This is a genomic window from Vibrio sp. JZG120 (assembly GCF_053890955.1).
On sequence record NZ_JBSRRK010000006.1, the window covers coordinates 55,853 to 73,000 of the forward strand.

General features: G+C 43.6%; 15 protein-coding genes. 10 read left to right on the plus strand and 5 right to left on the minus strand.

The genetic code is table 11. From position 1 onward, the window contains the following. Nucleotides 1–64 precede the first annotated feature (64 nt). Nucleotides 65–1,765, minus strand: a complete 1,701-nt coding sequence (locus tag ACWPOD_RS14415) for an ATP-binding protein (protein ID WP_114323198.1) — start codon at nucleotides 1,763–1,765, stop codon at nucleotides 65–67. 7 nt (nucleotides 1,766–1,772) lie between these two features. Continuing rightward, the gene (locus ACWPOD_RS14420; RefSeq protein WP_012841652.1) at nucleotides 1,773–2,312 is read right to left on the minus strand and encodes a heme NO-binding domain-containing protein; all 540 of its coding nucleotides are present in this window, start codon (nucleotides 2,310–2,312) and stop codon (nucleotides 1,773–1,775) included. A 242-nt stretch (nucleotides 2,313–2,554) separates the two neighbouring features. Between ACWPOD_RS14420 and ACWPOD_RS14425 the strand changes: the two genes are divergently transcribed. From ACWPOD_RS14425 to ACWPOD_RS14445, 5 genes are all read left to right on the plus strand, one after another. Then, the gene (locus tag ACWPOD_RS14425) at nucleotides 2,555–3,154 is read left to right on the plus strand and encodes a CoA pyrophosphatase (protein WP_140291676.1); all 600 of its coding nucleotides are present in this window, start codon (nucleotides 2,555–2,557) and stop codon (nucleotides 3,152–3,154) included. 344 nt (nucleotides 3,155–3,498) lie between these two features. Then, a complete protein-coding gene (locus ACWPOD_RS14430) occupies nucleotides 3,499–4,752 on the plus strand; it encodes an aromatic amino acid transport family protein (protein ID WP_005396901.1) in 1,254 nt (417 codons plus the stop codon). 98 nt (nucleotides 4,753–4,850) lie between these two features. Further along, complete coding sequence (locus ACWPOD_RS14435) at nucleotides 4,851–6,212, plus strand: L-serine ammonia-lyase (RefSeq protein WP_005396900.1); 1,362 nt, start codon at nucleotides 4,851–4,853, stop codon at nucleotides 6,210–6,212. Nucleotides 6,213–6,422: 210 nt separating this feature from the next. Continuing rightward, entirely contained in the window at nucleotides 6,423–8,138 is a 1,716-nt protein-coding gene (gene tpdA / locus ACWPOD_RS14440) for a cyclic di-GMP phosphodiesterase TpdA (RefSeq protein WP_167426437.1), read from the plus strand. A 94-nt stretch (nucleotides 8,139–8,232) separates the two neighbouring features. Continuing rightward, nucleotides 8,233–8,700, plus strand: coding sequence for a GNAT family N-acetyltransferase (locus ACWPOD_RS14445; RefSeq protein ID WP_456232005.1), 468 nt, complete (start codon nucleotides 8,233–8,235; stop codon nucleotides 8,698–8,700). A gap of 90 nt (nucleotides 8,701–8,790) precedes the next feature. Here the strand turns inward: ACWPOD_RS14445 and queD are convergent, their stop codons facing one another. Further along, nucleotides 8,791–9,153, minus strand: a complete 363-nt coding sequence (queD, locus tag ACWPOD_RS14450) for a 6-carboxytetrahydropterin synthase QueD (RefSeq protein WP_005376896.1) — start codon at nucleotides 9,151–9,153, stop codon at nucleotides 8,791–8,793. Between the two features lie 292 nt (nucleotides 9,154–9,445). Between queD and ACWPOD_RS14455 the strand changes: the two genes are divergently transcribed. Then, the gene (locus ACWPOD_RS14455) at nucleotides 9,446–11,071 is read left to right on the plus strand and encodes a methyl-accepting chemotaxis protein (RefSeq protein WP_301616093.1); all 1,626 of its coding nucleotides are present in this window, start codon (nucleotides 9,446–9,448) and stop codon (nucleotides 11,069–11,071) included. A 188-nt stretch (nucleotides 11,072–11,259) separates the two neighbouring features. Further along, nucleotides 11,260–12,660: an asparagine--tRNA ligase gene (gene asnS, locus ACWPOD_RS14460; RefSeq protein ID WP_046876186.1), complete on the plus strand. Its 1,401-nt coding sequence runs from the start codon at nucleotides 11,260–11,262 to the stop codon at nucleotides 12,658–12,660. Between the two features lie 104 nt (nucleotides 12,661–12,764). Here asnS and ACWPOD_RS14465 read toward each other — a convergent pair whose 3' ends face one another. Together ACWPOD_RS14465 and ACWPOD_RS14470 are read right to left on the minus strand one after the other, a co-directional pair. Beyond that, complete coding sequence (locus ACWPOD_RS14465) at nucleotides 12,765–12,983, minus strand: hypothetical protein (protein WP_258485972.1); 219 nt, start codon at nucleotides 12,981–12,983, stop codon at nucleotides 12,765–12,767. Between the two features lie 106 nt (nucleotides 12,984–13,089). Beyond that, nucleotides 13,090–14,511, minus strand: a complete 1,422-nt coding sequence (locus ACWPOD_RS14470; RefSeq protein WP_301616094.1) for an aminotransferase-like domain-containing protein — start codon at nucleotides 14,509–14,511, stop codon at nucleotides 13,090–13,092. Nucleotides 14,512–14,770: 259 nt separating this feature from the next. Here ACWPOD_RS14470 and ACWPOD_RS14475 point away from each other — a divergent pair, with 259 nt between their 5' ends. The 3 genes from ACWPOD_RS14475 to ACWPOD_RS14485 all read left to right on the plus strand — a co-directional run bounded on the left by ACWPOD_RS14475 (nucleotide 14,771) and on the right by ACWPOD_RS14485 (nucleotide 17,068). Continuing rightward, entirely contained in the window at nucleotides 14,771–15,001 is a 231-nt protein-coding gene (locus tag ACWPOD_RS14475) for a hypothetical protein (protein WP_005396877.1), read from the plus strand. Between the two features lie 245 nt (nucleotides 15,002–15,246). Beyond that, nucleotides 15,247–15,546 (plus strand): hypothetical protein, encoded by a 300-nt coding sequence (locus ACWPOD_RS14480; RefSeq protein ID WP_005396873.1) that lies wholly within the window; start codon nucleotides 15,247–15,249, stop codon nucleotides 15,544–15,546. A gap of 331 nt (nucleotides 15,547–15,877) precedes the next feature. Beyond that, entirely contained in the window at nucleotides 15,878–17,068 is a 1,191-nt protein-coding gene (locus ACWPOD_RS14485; protein ID WP_012841647.1) for an amino acid aminotransferase, read from the plus strand. Nucleotides 17,069–17,148 lie beyond the last annotated feature (80 nt).

Below are 17,148 nucleotides of genomic sequence, written 5' to 3' on the forward strand. Positions count from 1 at the left end.
TGTTTGTCTGTCCTTTAATGTTTAGCCGTTAGCCAACGAGCATCCGTTTTTTAAGAGGCAGCGTCTACTGCTCAAGCCACTTACACATGATCTGTTCAATATCGGTTGCGGTGTACGGCTTAGTGAGGATGTCGTCCATGCCTGAATCAATACACTTTTGACGCTCTTCAATGGTTGTACCGGCGGTTAAGGCAATAATAGGATGGGTGAAACCACGCTCTCTTAGGTACATCGTCGCCTCATAACCATCCATTTCTGGCATTCGGCAATCCATAAATATCAGTTCGTAATCTTTGTTTTTCACCGCTTCTAAAGCTTCTTTCCCATTGGCTTTTAAATCAGGCGTAATGTCGAGTTTTTTCAGCATTTGAGTAACTATCACTTGGTTCATTCTGATGTCATCAACCACCAATATTGAGCGTCCTGCCAAATCACTTCGCTCTATGGTAGCTAATTCCCCCTCTGCTGCGCCTTGGGCTTGCCCCTCCTTTAGAGGAATAGATACTTTAAAGGTGGTACCTTTGCGTTCTTCACTTTCAAAGCTAATCTCGCCCTGCATCAAATCCACTAGATTTTTACAAATCGCAAGGCCCAAACCTGAGCCTTCAAAACTGCGCTTCGCCGAGCGATCTACTTGCACAAATGGGTCAAATAATGAGGGCTGCGCTTCTATTGGGATGCCAATACCCGTGTCTTCAACCTCAAAATGCGCAATACCGTTTATCCACTCCACTCGCAGCACCACCCCACCCAAATGAGTAAACTTAATAGCATTTCCCACCAAGTTGACCAAGATCTGTGTAATTCGCTCTAAGTCACCAACTAAAAACTCGGGAATACCGAGCTTTTTATCGATGGAGAAATGAATTCGCTTTTCTGCTGCTTTAGCTGAAAATACGCCCATGATGGCTTTTTCAAGCTCTTCCCAAGCAAAGACCTTATCGATGATTTCCATCATACCGGCATTCATCTTGCTGAAGTCGAGAAGATCGTTAATGATGACCCTCAACAAGTCTCCCGATTGAGTCAAGTTGTTTAGGTAATGGCGTTGCTCTTCACCTAACTGTGTTCGACTTAGTAGTTCAGCACTACCTAACACGCCATTAAGAGGTGTACGCAACTCGTGGTTAATCATGGCGACAAACTCTTTCGTCGCTTTTTCCGATTCCTCTGCCCGCTTTCGCAGCTCCACTTCTCGCTCTAAACTCAAATGACGGCCAATGACCCCATGAACCAAATCCGATACCAGCTCCATCTGTTTGGAAATAAACGACTGATCGATTTGATCCAACTGAACAGAGAAGATCAACTCCCCTACTGTTTGCTTGTCAATGATGATAGGCAAATGCAAGTTTTCCCCCTGCCAATTGGGGACAGTCTTAATCGTATTCTCATGGCGAAGCTGTAAATGACCAAAATGATGTCGGCGCAAAGAAGAGAGTTTTGTGGAATCAAGATGTAAGTAAGCCGCAGAAATGATTGAGTTCGAAGTGAGCTGTTCAATAAAACTGGCAATCATGGCTTCATCAAACGTGCTCGACAGAAAAGTTCGACCAAACTTAATCAGCGTCGCGTCAACTTTCTCTTCGAACTCAAACTTGCGTAAATCCTTTTTTGATTTCAACTCAAGCTTTTTCAAAGCAACACTTAGTTGTTGAGTAGATTCATAAAGTTCGAAGCTCTTCTGCTCCAATAACCGCTCAGCTGCTTTTCTTGATTCGATTTCTCGTTTGAGTTTCCTTTCTAGCGAGGAACTTCCTGTCATATCGTTCTTATTGTGCCTCTAACCAAAAGCGAACCTGGCTACCATCTTCTGACTGGTTTTGGTGTTTGATATGAATAACTTCACCAAAGTGCGCTGCGCAACCTTTTATTAGACCTAAACATACGTGAGACATGCACCGCGCACTTCGATAATCAAACACCATGTTTGATTGAGTCTCGCTGATAAAATCAAACTGAGGAGGATTAGCATCTGGGTAAAGCTTTTTGACCTCGACATGAATAAAATCTTCAACATGGCGAACAAATTGAAATGTCGTTTCACACTGCTGCAAACTCGCGTGACTAGGAATCGAGCGAAGTAAATTCAAAAAAACGCACTCTCCAAATACTTCTTGCAGTTGTTCAGGTGGAATGCCAGATACTTTACTGAGATTCACAATCAATTTAACCAAGTCTTTATGATCGTAACTACCAACCGCAGTATAAATCCCTTCGTCATTAGAAAGGTCGAGCACTTGGTCTAACACATCGAGACCAAACTTCTCTTCCACTAACTCCATGAACTCGGTGAAAATAATCCCTTTCATTAGTCAATACTTGCCCCATAGTGACGTCTTAAAATAAAGAATGGTTTATAACCTTATAAGTTTCAAATTATTATACCCAAGCAGAGTGAGACCCTCGACACAAAGCAGGGAAAGAACCAATGGACGTGCTTTGGTATTGCCGTACTAATACTTTAATACCGTACCAACGGCGATAGCACCGCGCCTCTTGCGGCCATTGAGTATAATAAATAGTGGTTAGGCACAATAAATAAGGATTTGGTTTGGTTATCGACAAAACTCAATTACTGCAAAACTTTCAATTTCGGCTTCCAACGGGTTACCACAAAGAGTCCCTCGCGCGACTGAAATGGATGAAAGGAAAATCACTGCGAGACGCAGCGGTCTTAATTGGTTTTGTAGAACGCCCGGAGGGGCTACAGGTCATTTTGACAAAGCGAGCAGCGCACTTGCGTCATCATCCGGGACAAATCAGTTTCCCCGGCGGTAAGTTTGAGCAGGAAGATCGGCATCTAATCAATACGGCTTTACGAGAAACCAAAGAAGAGGTCGGCATAGAAGATGAACATATTCATGTATTTGGCCAGCTTCCAACATTGCCAACGATTAGTCAGTTTAATGTGACACCGTTTTTGGCCTTTATTTCTCCTGAGTATAAAACGCATATTGACCCAAATGAGGTGGAGTCCGTTTTTGAAGTTCCTGCCAACCACATTCTGAATCCGAAAAAGTTGTACAGCACCAAGTTTGACCTAAAAAACAGCAGTCATCGTGTATTTGCTATCCCATATAGACAGCATTTCATCTGGGGCATGACCGCACAAATCATCGAATCAATGCAAAAACATATCATTTCACATTAAAAACTTCTGATATCGGTATTTTTATGGATGCGATCATCATGCGCATCAATATTAATAAAACGTTGCTTCATAAACATTCATTCACATTAGATTAATTTGCCGTTTTCACCGCAAACGCTTGCGGTGAAATAAATTTATACAAACAGCCCTATCGATAAGTTTTTCTAATTTTACTCATTAGCAGAAATCACGAGTAGCACATCATTTTCGTGATAAAAAGCAGGTTTTTGACATATCATTCAATAAGCGTAAGCAATAAATGATTTAGATCTAATTTTCCTAGTGTAAAATCTTGCAAAATTACTCCCGACTTATTTCCTGTTCCCAAAATGAGTAACTAAAAAATGAATACAACTACTTCTGCGGTTTCTACCGCACAATCGTCTAGTAAGTTTTCTTACAAAGACTTTACCTGGTGTCTGTCCCTTTTTGGTACGGCAGTAGGTGCCGGTGTACTATTCCTTCCTATTAAAGCAGGTGCAGGTGGCTTTTGGCCATTAGTAATCCTAGCCCTAATCGCAGCACCAATGACTTGGTTCGCACACAAATCTTTAGCTCGCTTCGTTCTTTCTGCGAAAAACCCAGAAGCGGACATCACTGACACAGTAGAAGAGCACTTTGGTAAGACTGGCGCAAACCTTATTACGTTCGCTTACTTCTTCGCTATCTACCCAATCGTACTTATCTACGGTGTTGGTATCACAAACACGGTTGACTCTTTCCTAGTTAACCAAATGGGTATGGAATCTATTCCTCGCTGGCTACTTTCCGGTGCACTTATCGCTGCAATGACAGCGGGTGTAGTGTTCGGTAAAGAGCTTATGCTGAAAGCAACTTCAGCGATGGTTTACCCTCTAGTGTTCATCCTACTAGCGCTGTCTGTGTACCTAATTCCTGGTTGGAACACTTCAATGATGGAAGTATCGCCTGACTGGGGTGCAATGCCAGCTATCGTATGGCTAGCAATCCCTGTTATCGTGTTCTCTTTCAACCACAGCCCAATCATTTCTCAGTTCTCTAAAGAACAACGTCGTGTATACGGTGATGACGCAGTTAAGAAAACTGACGCTATCACTGGTGGCGCAGCAATGATGCTAATGGGCTTTGTAATGTTCTTCGTATTCTCTGTTGTACTTTCTCTGTCTCCAGAGCAACTAGCAACAGCACAAGAGCAAAACATCTCTGTTCTTTCTTACCTAGCAAACGTTCATGAGTCTCCACTGATCTCTTACTTAGGTCCACTGGTTGCTTTCGCGGCTATCACTTCTAGCTACTTCGGCCACTTCCTAGGTGCACATGAAGGTCTAGTTGGTCTAGTGAAATCTCGTTCAAAATCACCAGTAAGCAAGATCGAGAAGATGTCTCTTATCTTCATCGTAATCACAACTTGGATCGTTGCTATCGTTAACCCAAGCATCCTAGGTATGATTGAAACAATGGGCGCACCGATGATTGCGGCAATCCTATTCTTGATGCCTATCTTCGCAATGCAAAAAGTTCCAGCGATGGCTAAGTACAAAACTTCAGCACCTGTGCAAATTTTCACAGCAATCTGTGGTCTTGCTGCCATTAGTTCTGTAATCTACGGCGCTCTTTAATCATCCCTGCCCTAGCACGGTATGATTAATCCAAAAATATAACGATAAAATTAAGCCTCCCAACTCCCCTTGGGAGGCTTTCTTCTGAGGTAATCGATATGATTAGTGTTTTTGATATCTATAAAATCGGTGTTGGACCTTCAAGCTCACACACTGTAGGCCCAATGAAAGCGGGTAAAGAGTTTATTGATGACCTTCGTGCAATGGGAAAACTGCGCGACATCACTAAAATCACCGTTGACGTTTATGGATCACTATCACTGACAGGGAAAGGTCACCACACAGATATTGCTATCATCATGGGTCTTGCAGGCAACACTCCTGAGAAAGTTGATATCGATTCTATCCCGGGCTTTATCGCTCGCGTAGAAGAAACTGAACGCCTTCCTGTTGGCATGCACTGTCACACAGTATCGTTCCCACGTGAAGGTGGAATGAACTTCCACAAAACAAACCTTGAGTTACACGAAAACGGCATGCAAATCCACGCTTGGATTGATGACGAAAAAGCGTACTCAAAAACTTACTACTCCATCGGCGGTGGCTTCATCGTTGATGAAGAAAACTTCGGTAAAGAAGTTGAGAACCCAGTAAAAGTTCCTTACCCGTTTACAACGGCAGAAGAGCTTGTAAAGCAATGTCATGAAAGCGGCCTGTCTATCAGTGCGCTAACCATGAAAAATGAACATGCACTTCATTCTGACGAAGAAACTCGTACTTACTTCGCAAACATCTGGCGCACAATGCGCGAATGTATGGATCGCGGTATGAACGAAGAAGGCATTCTACCTGGTCCACTACGCGTACCTCGTCGTGCGGCAGCACTTCGTCAGCAACTGCTTACTTCTGAAAAAACAACGAACGATCCAATGTCTGTTGTTGACTGGGTAAACATGTTTGCTTTTGCAGTAAACGAAGAGAACGCAGCAGGTGGTCGTGTTGTAACTGCGCCGACTAACGGTGCATGTGGCATCATCCCTGCGGTACTGGCTTACTATGACAAGTTTATTCAAACCGTAACTGAGAAAGACTACATCCGTTACTTCGCAGCTTCTGGTGCAATTGGCGGCCTTTACAAGCGTAACGCGTCTATCTCTGGTGCAGAAGTTGGCTGTCAGGGCGAAGTTGGCGTGGCATGTTCTATGGCAGCAGCTGGCCTTGCTGAGCTTATGGGTGGTAGCCCAGAGCAAGTATGTATGGCGGCTGAAATTGCGATGGAGCACAACCTAGGTCTAACTTGCGACCCGGTTGCAGGTCAGGTTCAGGTTCCATGTATCGAGCGTAATGGTATTGCAGCTGTAAAAGCAATCAACTCAACTCGTATGGCACTGCGTCGTTCTTCTGCTCCTACTGTTTCTCTAGATAAAGTTATCGAAACAATGCTAGAGACAGGTAAAGACATGAACGCGAAATACCGTGAGACTTCTCAAGGCGGCCTAGCAGTAAAAGTTATCTGTTAATAAGCCTTGCTGAATATCGACGAAACCCGAGCCGCCGCTCGGGTTTTTTATACCTCATTAACTATGAATAATGGGTTGCTACGCCCAGCATAAAAAAACCTAAAACCTTGAATATATCCAATTATTATGGATATCCCCGTAAAAAATCACATCCCTCTCCTAGCTTTATTGATAACGTAGCCAAAAATTAAACTTGGAGCACACCAACACATGATTAGGTTTGAAATTGGAAACCAAATCTGCGTTTGCTTGTCCGAAAACGAAATATCTTTAGAGCTCAATCAATCACTCCACCACTCCATTCCTGTCAACCCAAATGAGTACGCCATTCTGTCAACCATCGCCAAATACGGCAGCTTAAATACGCCAATTAGCCAGCGACTGATAGAAAGCAAAATCACTCAACAATACAAAATGACACTGCCTGAAAATGGCTTTAAAAACGCGGTGGCCGCTCTAAGAAAGAAATTTCGCAAGCTCACGGAAGAACACGTAACCACAAAAAAAAATATTATCGAAAATATTCACCGGACCGGATACTTCATCCCTTTTACTATGCAAAACAACCATCAGAATGGCATCGACCATCAACACAAGATCAATCAGTACACAACAAACAGCCTTGGCAAAGCCCTTCGTATTTGTCTGCGTAATAAAAAGATCTATTCAGATACGCTGTGGGTCGTCTTGATCACAGCGATCATTTTCTTTGCCATCTGTTATTACGCGATAAACAGCATTGTGAAACATAATTATCTTGATAACGCCTTCGAAATTGCAGAAAACCTTTCCCAAAAGAGCTGCTTTGCTGATGAAAGAGAATTGAAGTCGCTCTTTGATAATGTAAAGCTGGTCGAATCGAGCATGATGCTAGACCGTTTCAATATCCGGTGTTTAGTCACCCCAGAAACCGTTGTCCCTGTCAGCAAAAAAGCATTTGAAGAGTGGAGTAATAATAGCAATTATACGACCCAATCATTTGACTTGAATAACGCGACCGTTTTGGTTCGTGTCAAAAACATTAACTTATCCGACAACGTTGAAAATCATATTTCGCGTTTTTTTCTTTCCGGCATGAAGCTATCAACCAATACAGGGACCTCTTTAGAAATTGGTAACACCAATGAACGCTTTTTCAACTATCACGTTAAGAACAGCGGCTATAAAGAGGTGTATTACATCTCTGGACCGTTTCAAAGCATCATTTTATTAAGCTTGCTGTTTCTCATAATACTGCGTCATCGCTCTCTACAAGCCTTTATGGCTTATTTGTGTGCAATTCGACAATTTAAAATCAAACTGGAGCCGATTTATGACACTTCAGCGCAAAAGATTGTGCATTACGAAGCGCTCTCGCGGTTTAAGGTAAAAAATACGCAACGGTTTATTGAGACACTGATCCGCAATGGGCTGCTCCTAACTCATACCTTACTGGTGATAGAGTCCATCTATACTAAGCACAAAGCCTTGCCTATTCCTATCAGCATTAATGTTTGTCCTTCTTTGCTGCGAGGACGCAACTTTTCAATCCTACACAGAGAACTATCTAACCGAGATTGTCGTTTGCTGACGATTGAAATCACGGAAAATGCATCGATGTACTATACCTCCGAGATTTATGGCAATGTCGCGAAACTAAAAGCACTGGATTGTAAAATCAGTATCGATGACTTTGGCACTGGCAACAACAACGTGTCGCTCATCAGTAAAATCAATCCAGATTATTTGAAAATAGATCGGGAGTTTGTGATTGGTTTAAAGTCGGACGATAAGAAAGTGGAAACGTTGCGTCAGTTAATCGCCATGGGAAATACGTATCGGTGTACCGTCATTGTTGAAGGCGTAGAAACCGCCGATAGCGCTCACTTACTCACAACATTAGGCGCCTATATTCACCAAGGTTATTATTATCCTCTGCATTTCTAGCTTTTCTTAACCTCGTGAGTTACTTAAACTAGAGGGAATACTCTATTAAAGTTCGTGGCGGCATGAGGATATGCCGCCAATTTGTGGTTGAACGATGATTGCTATTAAACCCACCAAACTGAAAGATTTTTCGAGTTTGATGCAATTGGATGTGCAGGAAGAGCAGAAAGGATTTTCTACGCCGTTTGAAGTGGCTTATCAAAAACGCAATAAGTCTGAAGCGTTCTTTACGATTTATTCTGACGATCTATTAGTTGGCTATCTTGTTATCGATAAAGGCTTCTCCCAACATGCGCCCTTTGCCAAAAGGCACGAACTGGGGCTCAAGTACTTGATGGTTGATCGACGCTTCCAACGCCAAGGGCTTGGGAGTGAAGCGTTACGTAAACTGTTCGTTTATGCGTATACCATTGACCCTGAAAGCACCTCTCTTTGCGTCACTGTGCCACAGAGTCAGCAATACGCTATCAGTTTTCTTGATGCGTGTGGATTCATCAATACAGAGAAAACAACGTTTGGTGAGAACGAAAAAGAGTGGATTTTACGTCATCCACTGAGCTAGCAAGAAAAGTATAAAAAATAGGGAATATCCAGATACAACAAAGGCAAGCTCATAGCTTGCCTTTGTCTTCAATGCTCAATAAAAAGTGACTTATTCACCTTTGTAAATACAACCGGCTGTGCACGTTTCTTTGATTTCTACTTTGCTTAGCAACGGTAAACTTGGCTTAAGCTGTTGCCAAATCCATTTTGCTAGCACTTCGCTCGTCGGATTCTCCAAACCTTCAATGTCGTTCAGGTAATAATGGTCTAAACGATTGTAAATTGGTTTGAATGCCGCTTTGATTTCAGCGAAATCCACTACCCAACCAGTATGCGGGTCTACCTCACCTTCTACATAAAGACGAACTAAGAAAGAGTGTCCATGCAAACGACCACACTTATGGCCTTCAGGTACATGTGGCAAGTGATGTGCCGCTTCGAACATAAACTCTTTGTACAATTCTGTTTTCATCTTGATTCTCAGGCTTTAAAAAGACACGCAATACTAAGGAATTCACTGCCAACAGACAAGTGCTACTCAATACAAGCGTAGCAAAACGCCGTTTGTTCTCAGCGAAAATAATTAAACCTTTGTCCTGATCGTCGTATTTCTGTCATGCGCCAAACATTTGATTACACAGCACTCACATCACAATTACATATCCCCAACATGAGTGGGGTCACAATCATTCATTTCGTTGATCGCAGTGTGCATTTGTGCACATTAAGATTGTGCAGTTCGTTCCAATTACACTTATAAATTTATGCGCTCAACTATCACTTTTAAGCTCTTGCTCGCGTTAATTGCCGTCTTCAGCTGTGTTCTGGCTGCCTCTACGGCTTATCAATACCATCAACAAAAAACCTTAATCAATGATGTTCTCAGTGAACAGCTTCATGATAAGGCCAGTAATTATTTCGATAGCCTAAACATGATGATGCTAACAGGCACCATGTCGCAAAAAGAAACCTTGCGAAAAAAAGCACTCGCTCAAGAAGGGATTGAAGAAGTTCGCGTGTTGCGGGCCGATACCGTCACCAAGCTTTACGGACCAGGACAAGCAAACCAACAACCGGTCGATGATATTGATCAACGAGCTTTAAATGGCGAACTGGTCATTGAGCCAATTTCAGCCGATTGGGGGAACGGACTGGTTGTCGCGCTACCAATGAAATCAAGCAAAAATTATCGTGGCACCAACTGCGTTTCTTGCCATGTAGCACCAGAAGGCGAAGTATTGGGCGCGATTCGTTTGGAATACAACATGAACCACGTCAATTCAATGATCAATAAACAGGCAATGTTTGCGATGGGAATAATGGCCGTTATCGCGTTTGTTGGTTTTATTATAACGATGAGTTTGATTCGTAAGATCATTGTTCGCCCAATACAAAAAACGTCGCAATTCATGGCGAATGTGAGCCATAGTAAAGATCTATCTCAACGACTTGTTCATCACCAAAAAGATGAGGTAGGCCAACTTTCTATCGCGATTAATTCGTTTATGGACACGGTATCTGAGAGTTTAGAGCGTGTACAAGACACCTCCCACTCTCTTGCCAATTCAGCCAGTCAGTTAACGGATGTTGCACAATCAACAGACAAAGCGGCCAATAATCAACAATTGGAAACCAGTGACGTACAAAGCAACATCACCGACATGTTGCAACAACAAACCGCCGTTGAAGACTCGACCAATAACGCCACAGCTCTAGTCAACCATACCGTTGATGTTGCCACTCACAGCGCAAGCCAAGCACACAGCGTGAGCGAAGACATCAAACACTTGGTGAGCAATATTGACGGCGTACGGGAAAAAATCAGTTCGTTAAACCAAAGAACCGAAGAAGTATCATCCATTCTTGGGGTCATTAAAGGCATTGCAGAACAAACGAACCTACTCGCGTTGAATGCTGCAATTGAAGCCGCCCGAGCCGGAGAGCAAGGACGCGGTTTTGCCGTCGTCGCGGAGGAAGTGCGTAACCTAGCTTCTCGGACCGCCGAAGCCACGGGCAACATTGAGCATATCATTTCTCAATTCCAGAAAGGGAGTGAAGAGTCCTTAGCCTCTGTGGATACTGTCTGCCAGTTTGCTCACCAACGTTCAGTCGATGTCGAGACACTTTCAGTCACGATGCATAACGTTGTCGATGAAATGCATCAAGTTCTGAAACATGCGGAAAACATCCAAAGCCAGACGCAAACCACATCCGACGTCAGTCAGCGTATTCAATCCAAAATTGATGTGATCACACTGCATGCTGACGACACATCGCAATCAGCATCGCACACGCGTGATATTAGTGTTGATTTAGAGCATCTATCCGAACGTTTAGAGCAATTACTCAACCAATTCACACTTTCAGAGCATCAAAGAGTGAATAAATAGAGAGATTCTCCCCATCAAAATGAATATAAAGGTTGATGCGAGCGAATTGACAGGTAATATGTCTCGTTGAATCTGTAAAATGCTACCCAACTCAGCACTTAGCTTGTTTTTTGAACAAAAATGTTATTAGACAAGTACTTTAATAAGTGTTGGGTTGAATTTTTACCTCAATGGAGAATATTGAAAACATGACTTACGCGCCTGTATCAGACGTATTGAAAGGTCAGCTAGCAGTAGACAGCGAAGTGACTGTTCGTGGCTGGATCCGTTCACGTCGTGATTCCAAAGCTGGAATCTCTTTCCTTGCCATATATGACGGCTCTTGTTTCGACCCGATTCAGGCCGTGGTCCCAAATAATCTTAATAATTACGAAGACGAAGTACTAAAGCTAACGACTGGCTGCTCTGTTGAAGTAACTGGTAAGATTGTTGAATCTCCTGCAAAGGGCCAAGACTTCGAACTTGCTGCCACTGGCGTTAAAGTGGTTGGCTGGGTTGAAGACGCTGAAACTTACCCGATGGCAAAAACTCGTCACTCTATCGAGTACCTACGTGAAGTTGCGCACCTACGTCCGCGCACAAACGTAATCGGTGCGGTAGCTCGTGTACGTAACTGCCTATCTCAAGCGATCCACCGCTTCTACCACGAGCAAGGTTACTTCTGGGTATCTGCGCCGTTGATCACTGCCTCAGATGCTGAAGGTGCTGGTGAAATGTTCCGCGTTTCTACGCTAGACATGGAAAACCTGCCTCGTACAGACGCTGGCAAAGTGGACTACAACGAAGACTTCTTCGGTAAAGAAACTTTCCTTACGGTATCTGGTCAGCTAAACGCGGAAGCTTACGCTTGTGCACTAAGCAAGGTTTACACTTTCGGCCCTACTTTCCGTGCTGAAAACTCAAACACAAGCCGCCACCTAGCAGAGTTCTGGATGGTTGAGCCTGAAGTTGCGTTTGCAGAACTGGACGACGTTGCGAAACTGGCTGAAGACATGCTTAAGTACGTATTCAAAGCAGTACTTGAAGAGCGTCGCGATGACCTTGAGTTCTTTGCTCAGCGCATCGACAAAGAAGCCGTTAGCCGTCTAGAGAACTTTGTTTCTTCTGACTTCGCACAAGTTGACTACACTGACGCGATCCAAATCCTGTTGGATTCTGGCCGTGAGTTCGAATTCCCAGTTGAGTGGGGTATCGATATGTCATCTGAGCACGAGCGTTTCCTAGCGGAAGAGCACTTCAAAGCGCCGGTAATCGTTAAGAACTACCCGAAAGACATCAAAGCATTCTACATGCGTATGAACGATGATGGTAAGACGGTAGCGGCAATGGACGTTCTAGCACCTGGCATCGGTGAAATCATCGGTGGTTCTCAGCGTGAAGAGCGTCTAGACGTACTGGATGCACGTATGCGCGAAATGGGTATCGACCCTGAGCACATGAGCTGGTACCGCGACTTGCGTCGTTACGGCACAGTGCCACACGCAGGCTTTGGTCTAGGCTTTGAGCGTCTAGTATCTTACGTAACAGGCATGGGCAACGTTCGTGACGTGATCCCATTCCCACGTACGCCTCGCTCTGCGAACTTCTAATCACTTTTTAGTGATGAGACAGAATTAGAAAAGACCTCCCTAGTGGAGGTCTTTTATTTTGTGCTCAACCGTCAATACTATCTGCCAAGCAACTCAAGCTTGAGTTAGTCTTCTTCCTTATCTCTGTCCGCTTTTTCAGCGTACTTTACGCCCACAATACATAAGCCAAACATTACGAAAGGGATCACGGCCGCGGTGTACTCTGTCCATACCATATGAGAGAAAGATTTCGCCAAAATGAGATGCGCAAATACCAGTAAAAACGCACTAAAAATAGCAACGGCGATTAACCTTAACTCATGCTTAACCAACTGCTTTTTCATCTTAAATCCTGCTTAATCATCCAAGGTCTTTCGACCTGAATAATGATTGAAGCACAATTTGCAAAAATGGCGCTGATACAGTTGGAGCAAAAAAACACTAAGCAGTTTAATGAGTTTCAATTCTGAGTAATTCGCGAAGCAAATCACCTAACCTTTTGATAGCACGTTCTAAACTCGTTTCTAAAGGAAGCGATGTATTCAGTCTTAAATAGTTTTCGTATTGATCACTTATCGAAAAGAGTTTGCCATAAGCGACAGTAACCTGCTCAGACAATAGTGCTTGATATACCGCTTTACTTGATATTCCATCTGGCAATTTCAGCCAAAGAAAGTAACCACCATCAGGACGTTGATAGGTAACCTCTTTAGGTAGGTGCTTTGCGAGTAAATGCACGAAGTCAGCTTGACGGTGTTGCAGTGTCTTACGCAGCTTTCTCAGGTGGTTGTCGTAACTGTCGTTTTGTAAGTAATGTGCAACCCCCTGCTGAATAGGGGCACTCCCAGACAATGTCGATATTAACTGGAGCTTTTGAATAGTCTCGTTAAAACGCTTATTCACCACCCAACCCAAGCGATATCCAGGGCATAAACTCTTAGAAAAAGAACCACAATGAAGGACACGCTCTTGCTCATCAAAGGTCTTCAATGAGTTCGGCCTTTTGTCAGAAAAATACAGCTCAGAGTACACATCGTCTTCGATGAGATACACATCATATCGATTGGCTAACTCAACAATGTATCGTTTGTGTTCATCAGACAAAGAAGCCCCGGTTGGATTATGAAAGTTCGTCATTAACCAACAAGCCCGAACGTCTTCATTGGCAAAAGCTGCTTCGATTTGCTCAAGCGAATGCCCACTCTCATCATCGACACTGATTTCTATAGCCTTGAGCCCCAACCGTTCTACTGCTTGAAGTGCGCCATAAAACGTTGGGGATTCGACAACGACGGTATCACCTGGTCGGGTGACCGCTTGCAAACTCAAGTTTAATGCTTCTAGCGCACCGGAAGTAATAACCACATCATCATGGGTTAGTGATATCCCATGATGAATATACCTCTGAGCGACGAGTCGCCTTAACGACTCAGCACCAGGAGGTAGGTTGTCTAGCAACTTATCCGGTCCCATTTTTCGTCCCGAGCTGGCCAAATTACGGTTAAGCGACTCTAAAGGAAACAAACACGGATCCGGAAACGCCGAGCCTAAATGAACAACATCCGATGTTGCTTGGTGCTTCAAAAACGAATACAACTCATCATTCAACTTGGTACATGGTGTATTGTTGCTTTTAATTCCATTCTTATTAGTGAGACGTTCAAGATCGGCAGTCACATAGTAACCAGATTGAGGCTTTGCTATCACCCAGCCTTGCGCCTCTAGCAATTGATAGGCTTGTAATACCGTACCTGCACTTACGGAATGATTGCGGCTGGTAATGCGTATTGAAGGCAGCTTCTCCCCTGCTCTCCAAGTATCTTGCTGAATTTGTGCCTTAAACAATTCGGCCAATTGACGGTATCGATTCATGTATCCCTCATTTCACTTGCAGCCGCACCATAGCATACTTCGCGCCAGCATTCTGATATGGCAGTAGTCAATTTAGCAACGTAATTTATCAAGCTTGTTAATAGCAATTTCGACGACGAAGTGAGAATTTATGTTCCATACTTTTACTGATACGTCCGAGTGGTCTTAAATCTTTGCCTTGTCCGAAAAGCAAGGCATTCCGCAGAGCTGAGAGTGTAAAGTCCACTTAGACATCTATCTTTTAAGTCGGGAGGAAGCGATGAAAGTATTTACAATGGACGATCTCTCTTATCGCGGGAAACATAAAGGTGTACATAGCTGGGACCATCCTGGCGGCACAACCCCTTATTACTGGCATCCTGATTGGTTGCATATCGCTGAAGATGCTTTGGGTGAACACAAAAAGGCTGACCTTGAAGTCCCTGACGGAGAAGCAGCGACAGAAGAGCATGCAAAAGCGGCGATTCTCAAACACTTGAATGACGAGTAGCTTAGGCTCTATCACCGTTCAAGAATAGCGTTAGGCAGGCGAATCCATCGCCGTGTGCTTTAAACGCAAATAAAGCCAAAACCTGCCAAATAGTAAATTCTTCTGAATGAGAAGTACGCATCGTCTGTAGCTATCGAATGACAAAATAAGTCGATAGTTATCACATTAATTTTCATTACATCTGTTACATTTAGATAGTAATGGTGATGCACACCTCAACTCATGGATTATGAGAGAAAACAATAATGGCGAAATACAACGAAGAAGACATTAAATACAAAGGTGAATCCAACGGCGTACATTCTTGGAGTTCACCTTCCGGCCAACCTTATTATTGGCACCCAGATTGGCTACACGTAGCGGAAGATGCGACGGGCACACACCCGAAACAAAAGCTTGAAGTCGAAAAAGCGGAAGTCCCAACAGAGAAGCACGCGTTAAAAGCAATCTTAAAGCATATGAACGACTGGGCGACTGAGAAGCTTTCTTCTAACCCAGACATCGAAACCAATGCGGTTGAGTCTGAAATCGATCTGAAGAAATAACATCAGCCGACATCTATACTTCTTACAAGTAAACGCTCCACCTTTAGTGGGGCGTTTTTGTCTCAACTAGTAACCGCCACTCCACGTAAATCACTAATGCAAAGCACTGAAGTCAAACGATTGGTACGTGAACAAAACTTCATCAACCATGGTATAAATCCCCTTCAAACTCTGTGCCTACCAAACGTTTTCATGGCAAAAACTTTAGTTATGTTAGAATTCTGTTTCAAATCGCAACTTTTTTAGGTTTTCTTTTCAGTAACGGTTGTAACCAATATTGCTGAAAGGTATAAATGTTAGCACACCCCTTCGATTAACATGGATGAAGATTATGTTTGAAAAAGTAGTTGCCGCTCCGGCTGACCCTATTCTTGGCCTTACTGAAGAGTTTAAAAAAGATACTCGCGCAGACAAAATTAACCTTGGCGTAGGTATTTACAAAAACGAGCAAGGCGAAACTCCCGTTCTTGCAACAGTAAAGAAAGCTGAAGCAGCGCTTGTTGAAACTGAAAAAACCAAGTCTTACCTAACTATCGAAGGCACAGCAGAGTACGGCATTGCAGTACAAAAACTGCTTTTCGGCTCTGATGCGGAAATTGTAAACGAAAAACGCGCTAAAACAGCTCAAGCTCCAGGTGGTACCGGTGCATTACGTGTTGCTGGTGAGTTCATTAAACGCCAACTTGGCGATGTAAAAATCTGGATCAGCAACCCTACTTGGGCAAACCACAACGGCGTATTTACTGCTGCTGGTATCGAAACGGCACAATACAGCTACTACAACGCTGAAACAAAAGACAAAGACTTCGATGCAATGCTAAACGATCTGCAATCTGCATCTGAAGGTGACATCGTGCTTCTACACGGCTGCTGCCACAACCCTACAGGTATCGACCCAACTGCTGAAGAATGGGAAACATTGGCGAAACTAGTCGCAGAGAAGAAATTGCTTCCTCTATTTGACTTCGCATACCAAGGCTTTGCTAAAGGTGTGGAAGAGGATGCGGCGGGTCTTCGTACTTTTGCTAAGTACAACAAAGAAATCCTAGTCGCGAGCTCTTTCTCGAAAAACTTTGGCCTATACAACGAACGCGTTGGTGCCTTCACGTTAGTAGCGGAATCAGAAGAAGTCGCAACAACCGCATTCTCGCAGGTTAAAGCCATTATTCGCTCTATCTACTCTAACCCACCAGCGCACGGCAGCGCGGTCGTGACTCACATTCTTGGCAATGCCGAAATGCGTGCGGAATGGGAAGCTGAAGTAGCAGAAATGCGTGACCGTATCCAAGAGATGCGTGAACTATTTGTAGCGACACTAAAATCAGAAGGTGTGGACGCAGACTTTAGCTTCATAGAACGTCAAAATGGTATGTTCTCTTTCTCAGGCCTATCTAAAGAGCAAGTAAACCGTCTGAAAGAAGAGTTCGGTATTTACATCGTCGGTTCAGGCCGAATCAGTGTTGCTGGTATGACGAAGTCAAATATGGGTCCTCTATGTAAAGGCATTGCAGCGGTTTTATAATCGATAGTCGCATACTTTATTAAAAGGAAAGGTCAGCATAAGCTGACCTTTTTGTTTTTATTTATTACCAATAAATGAAC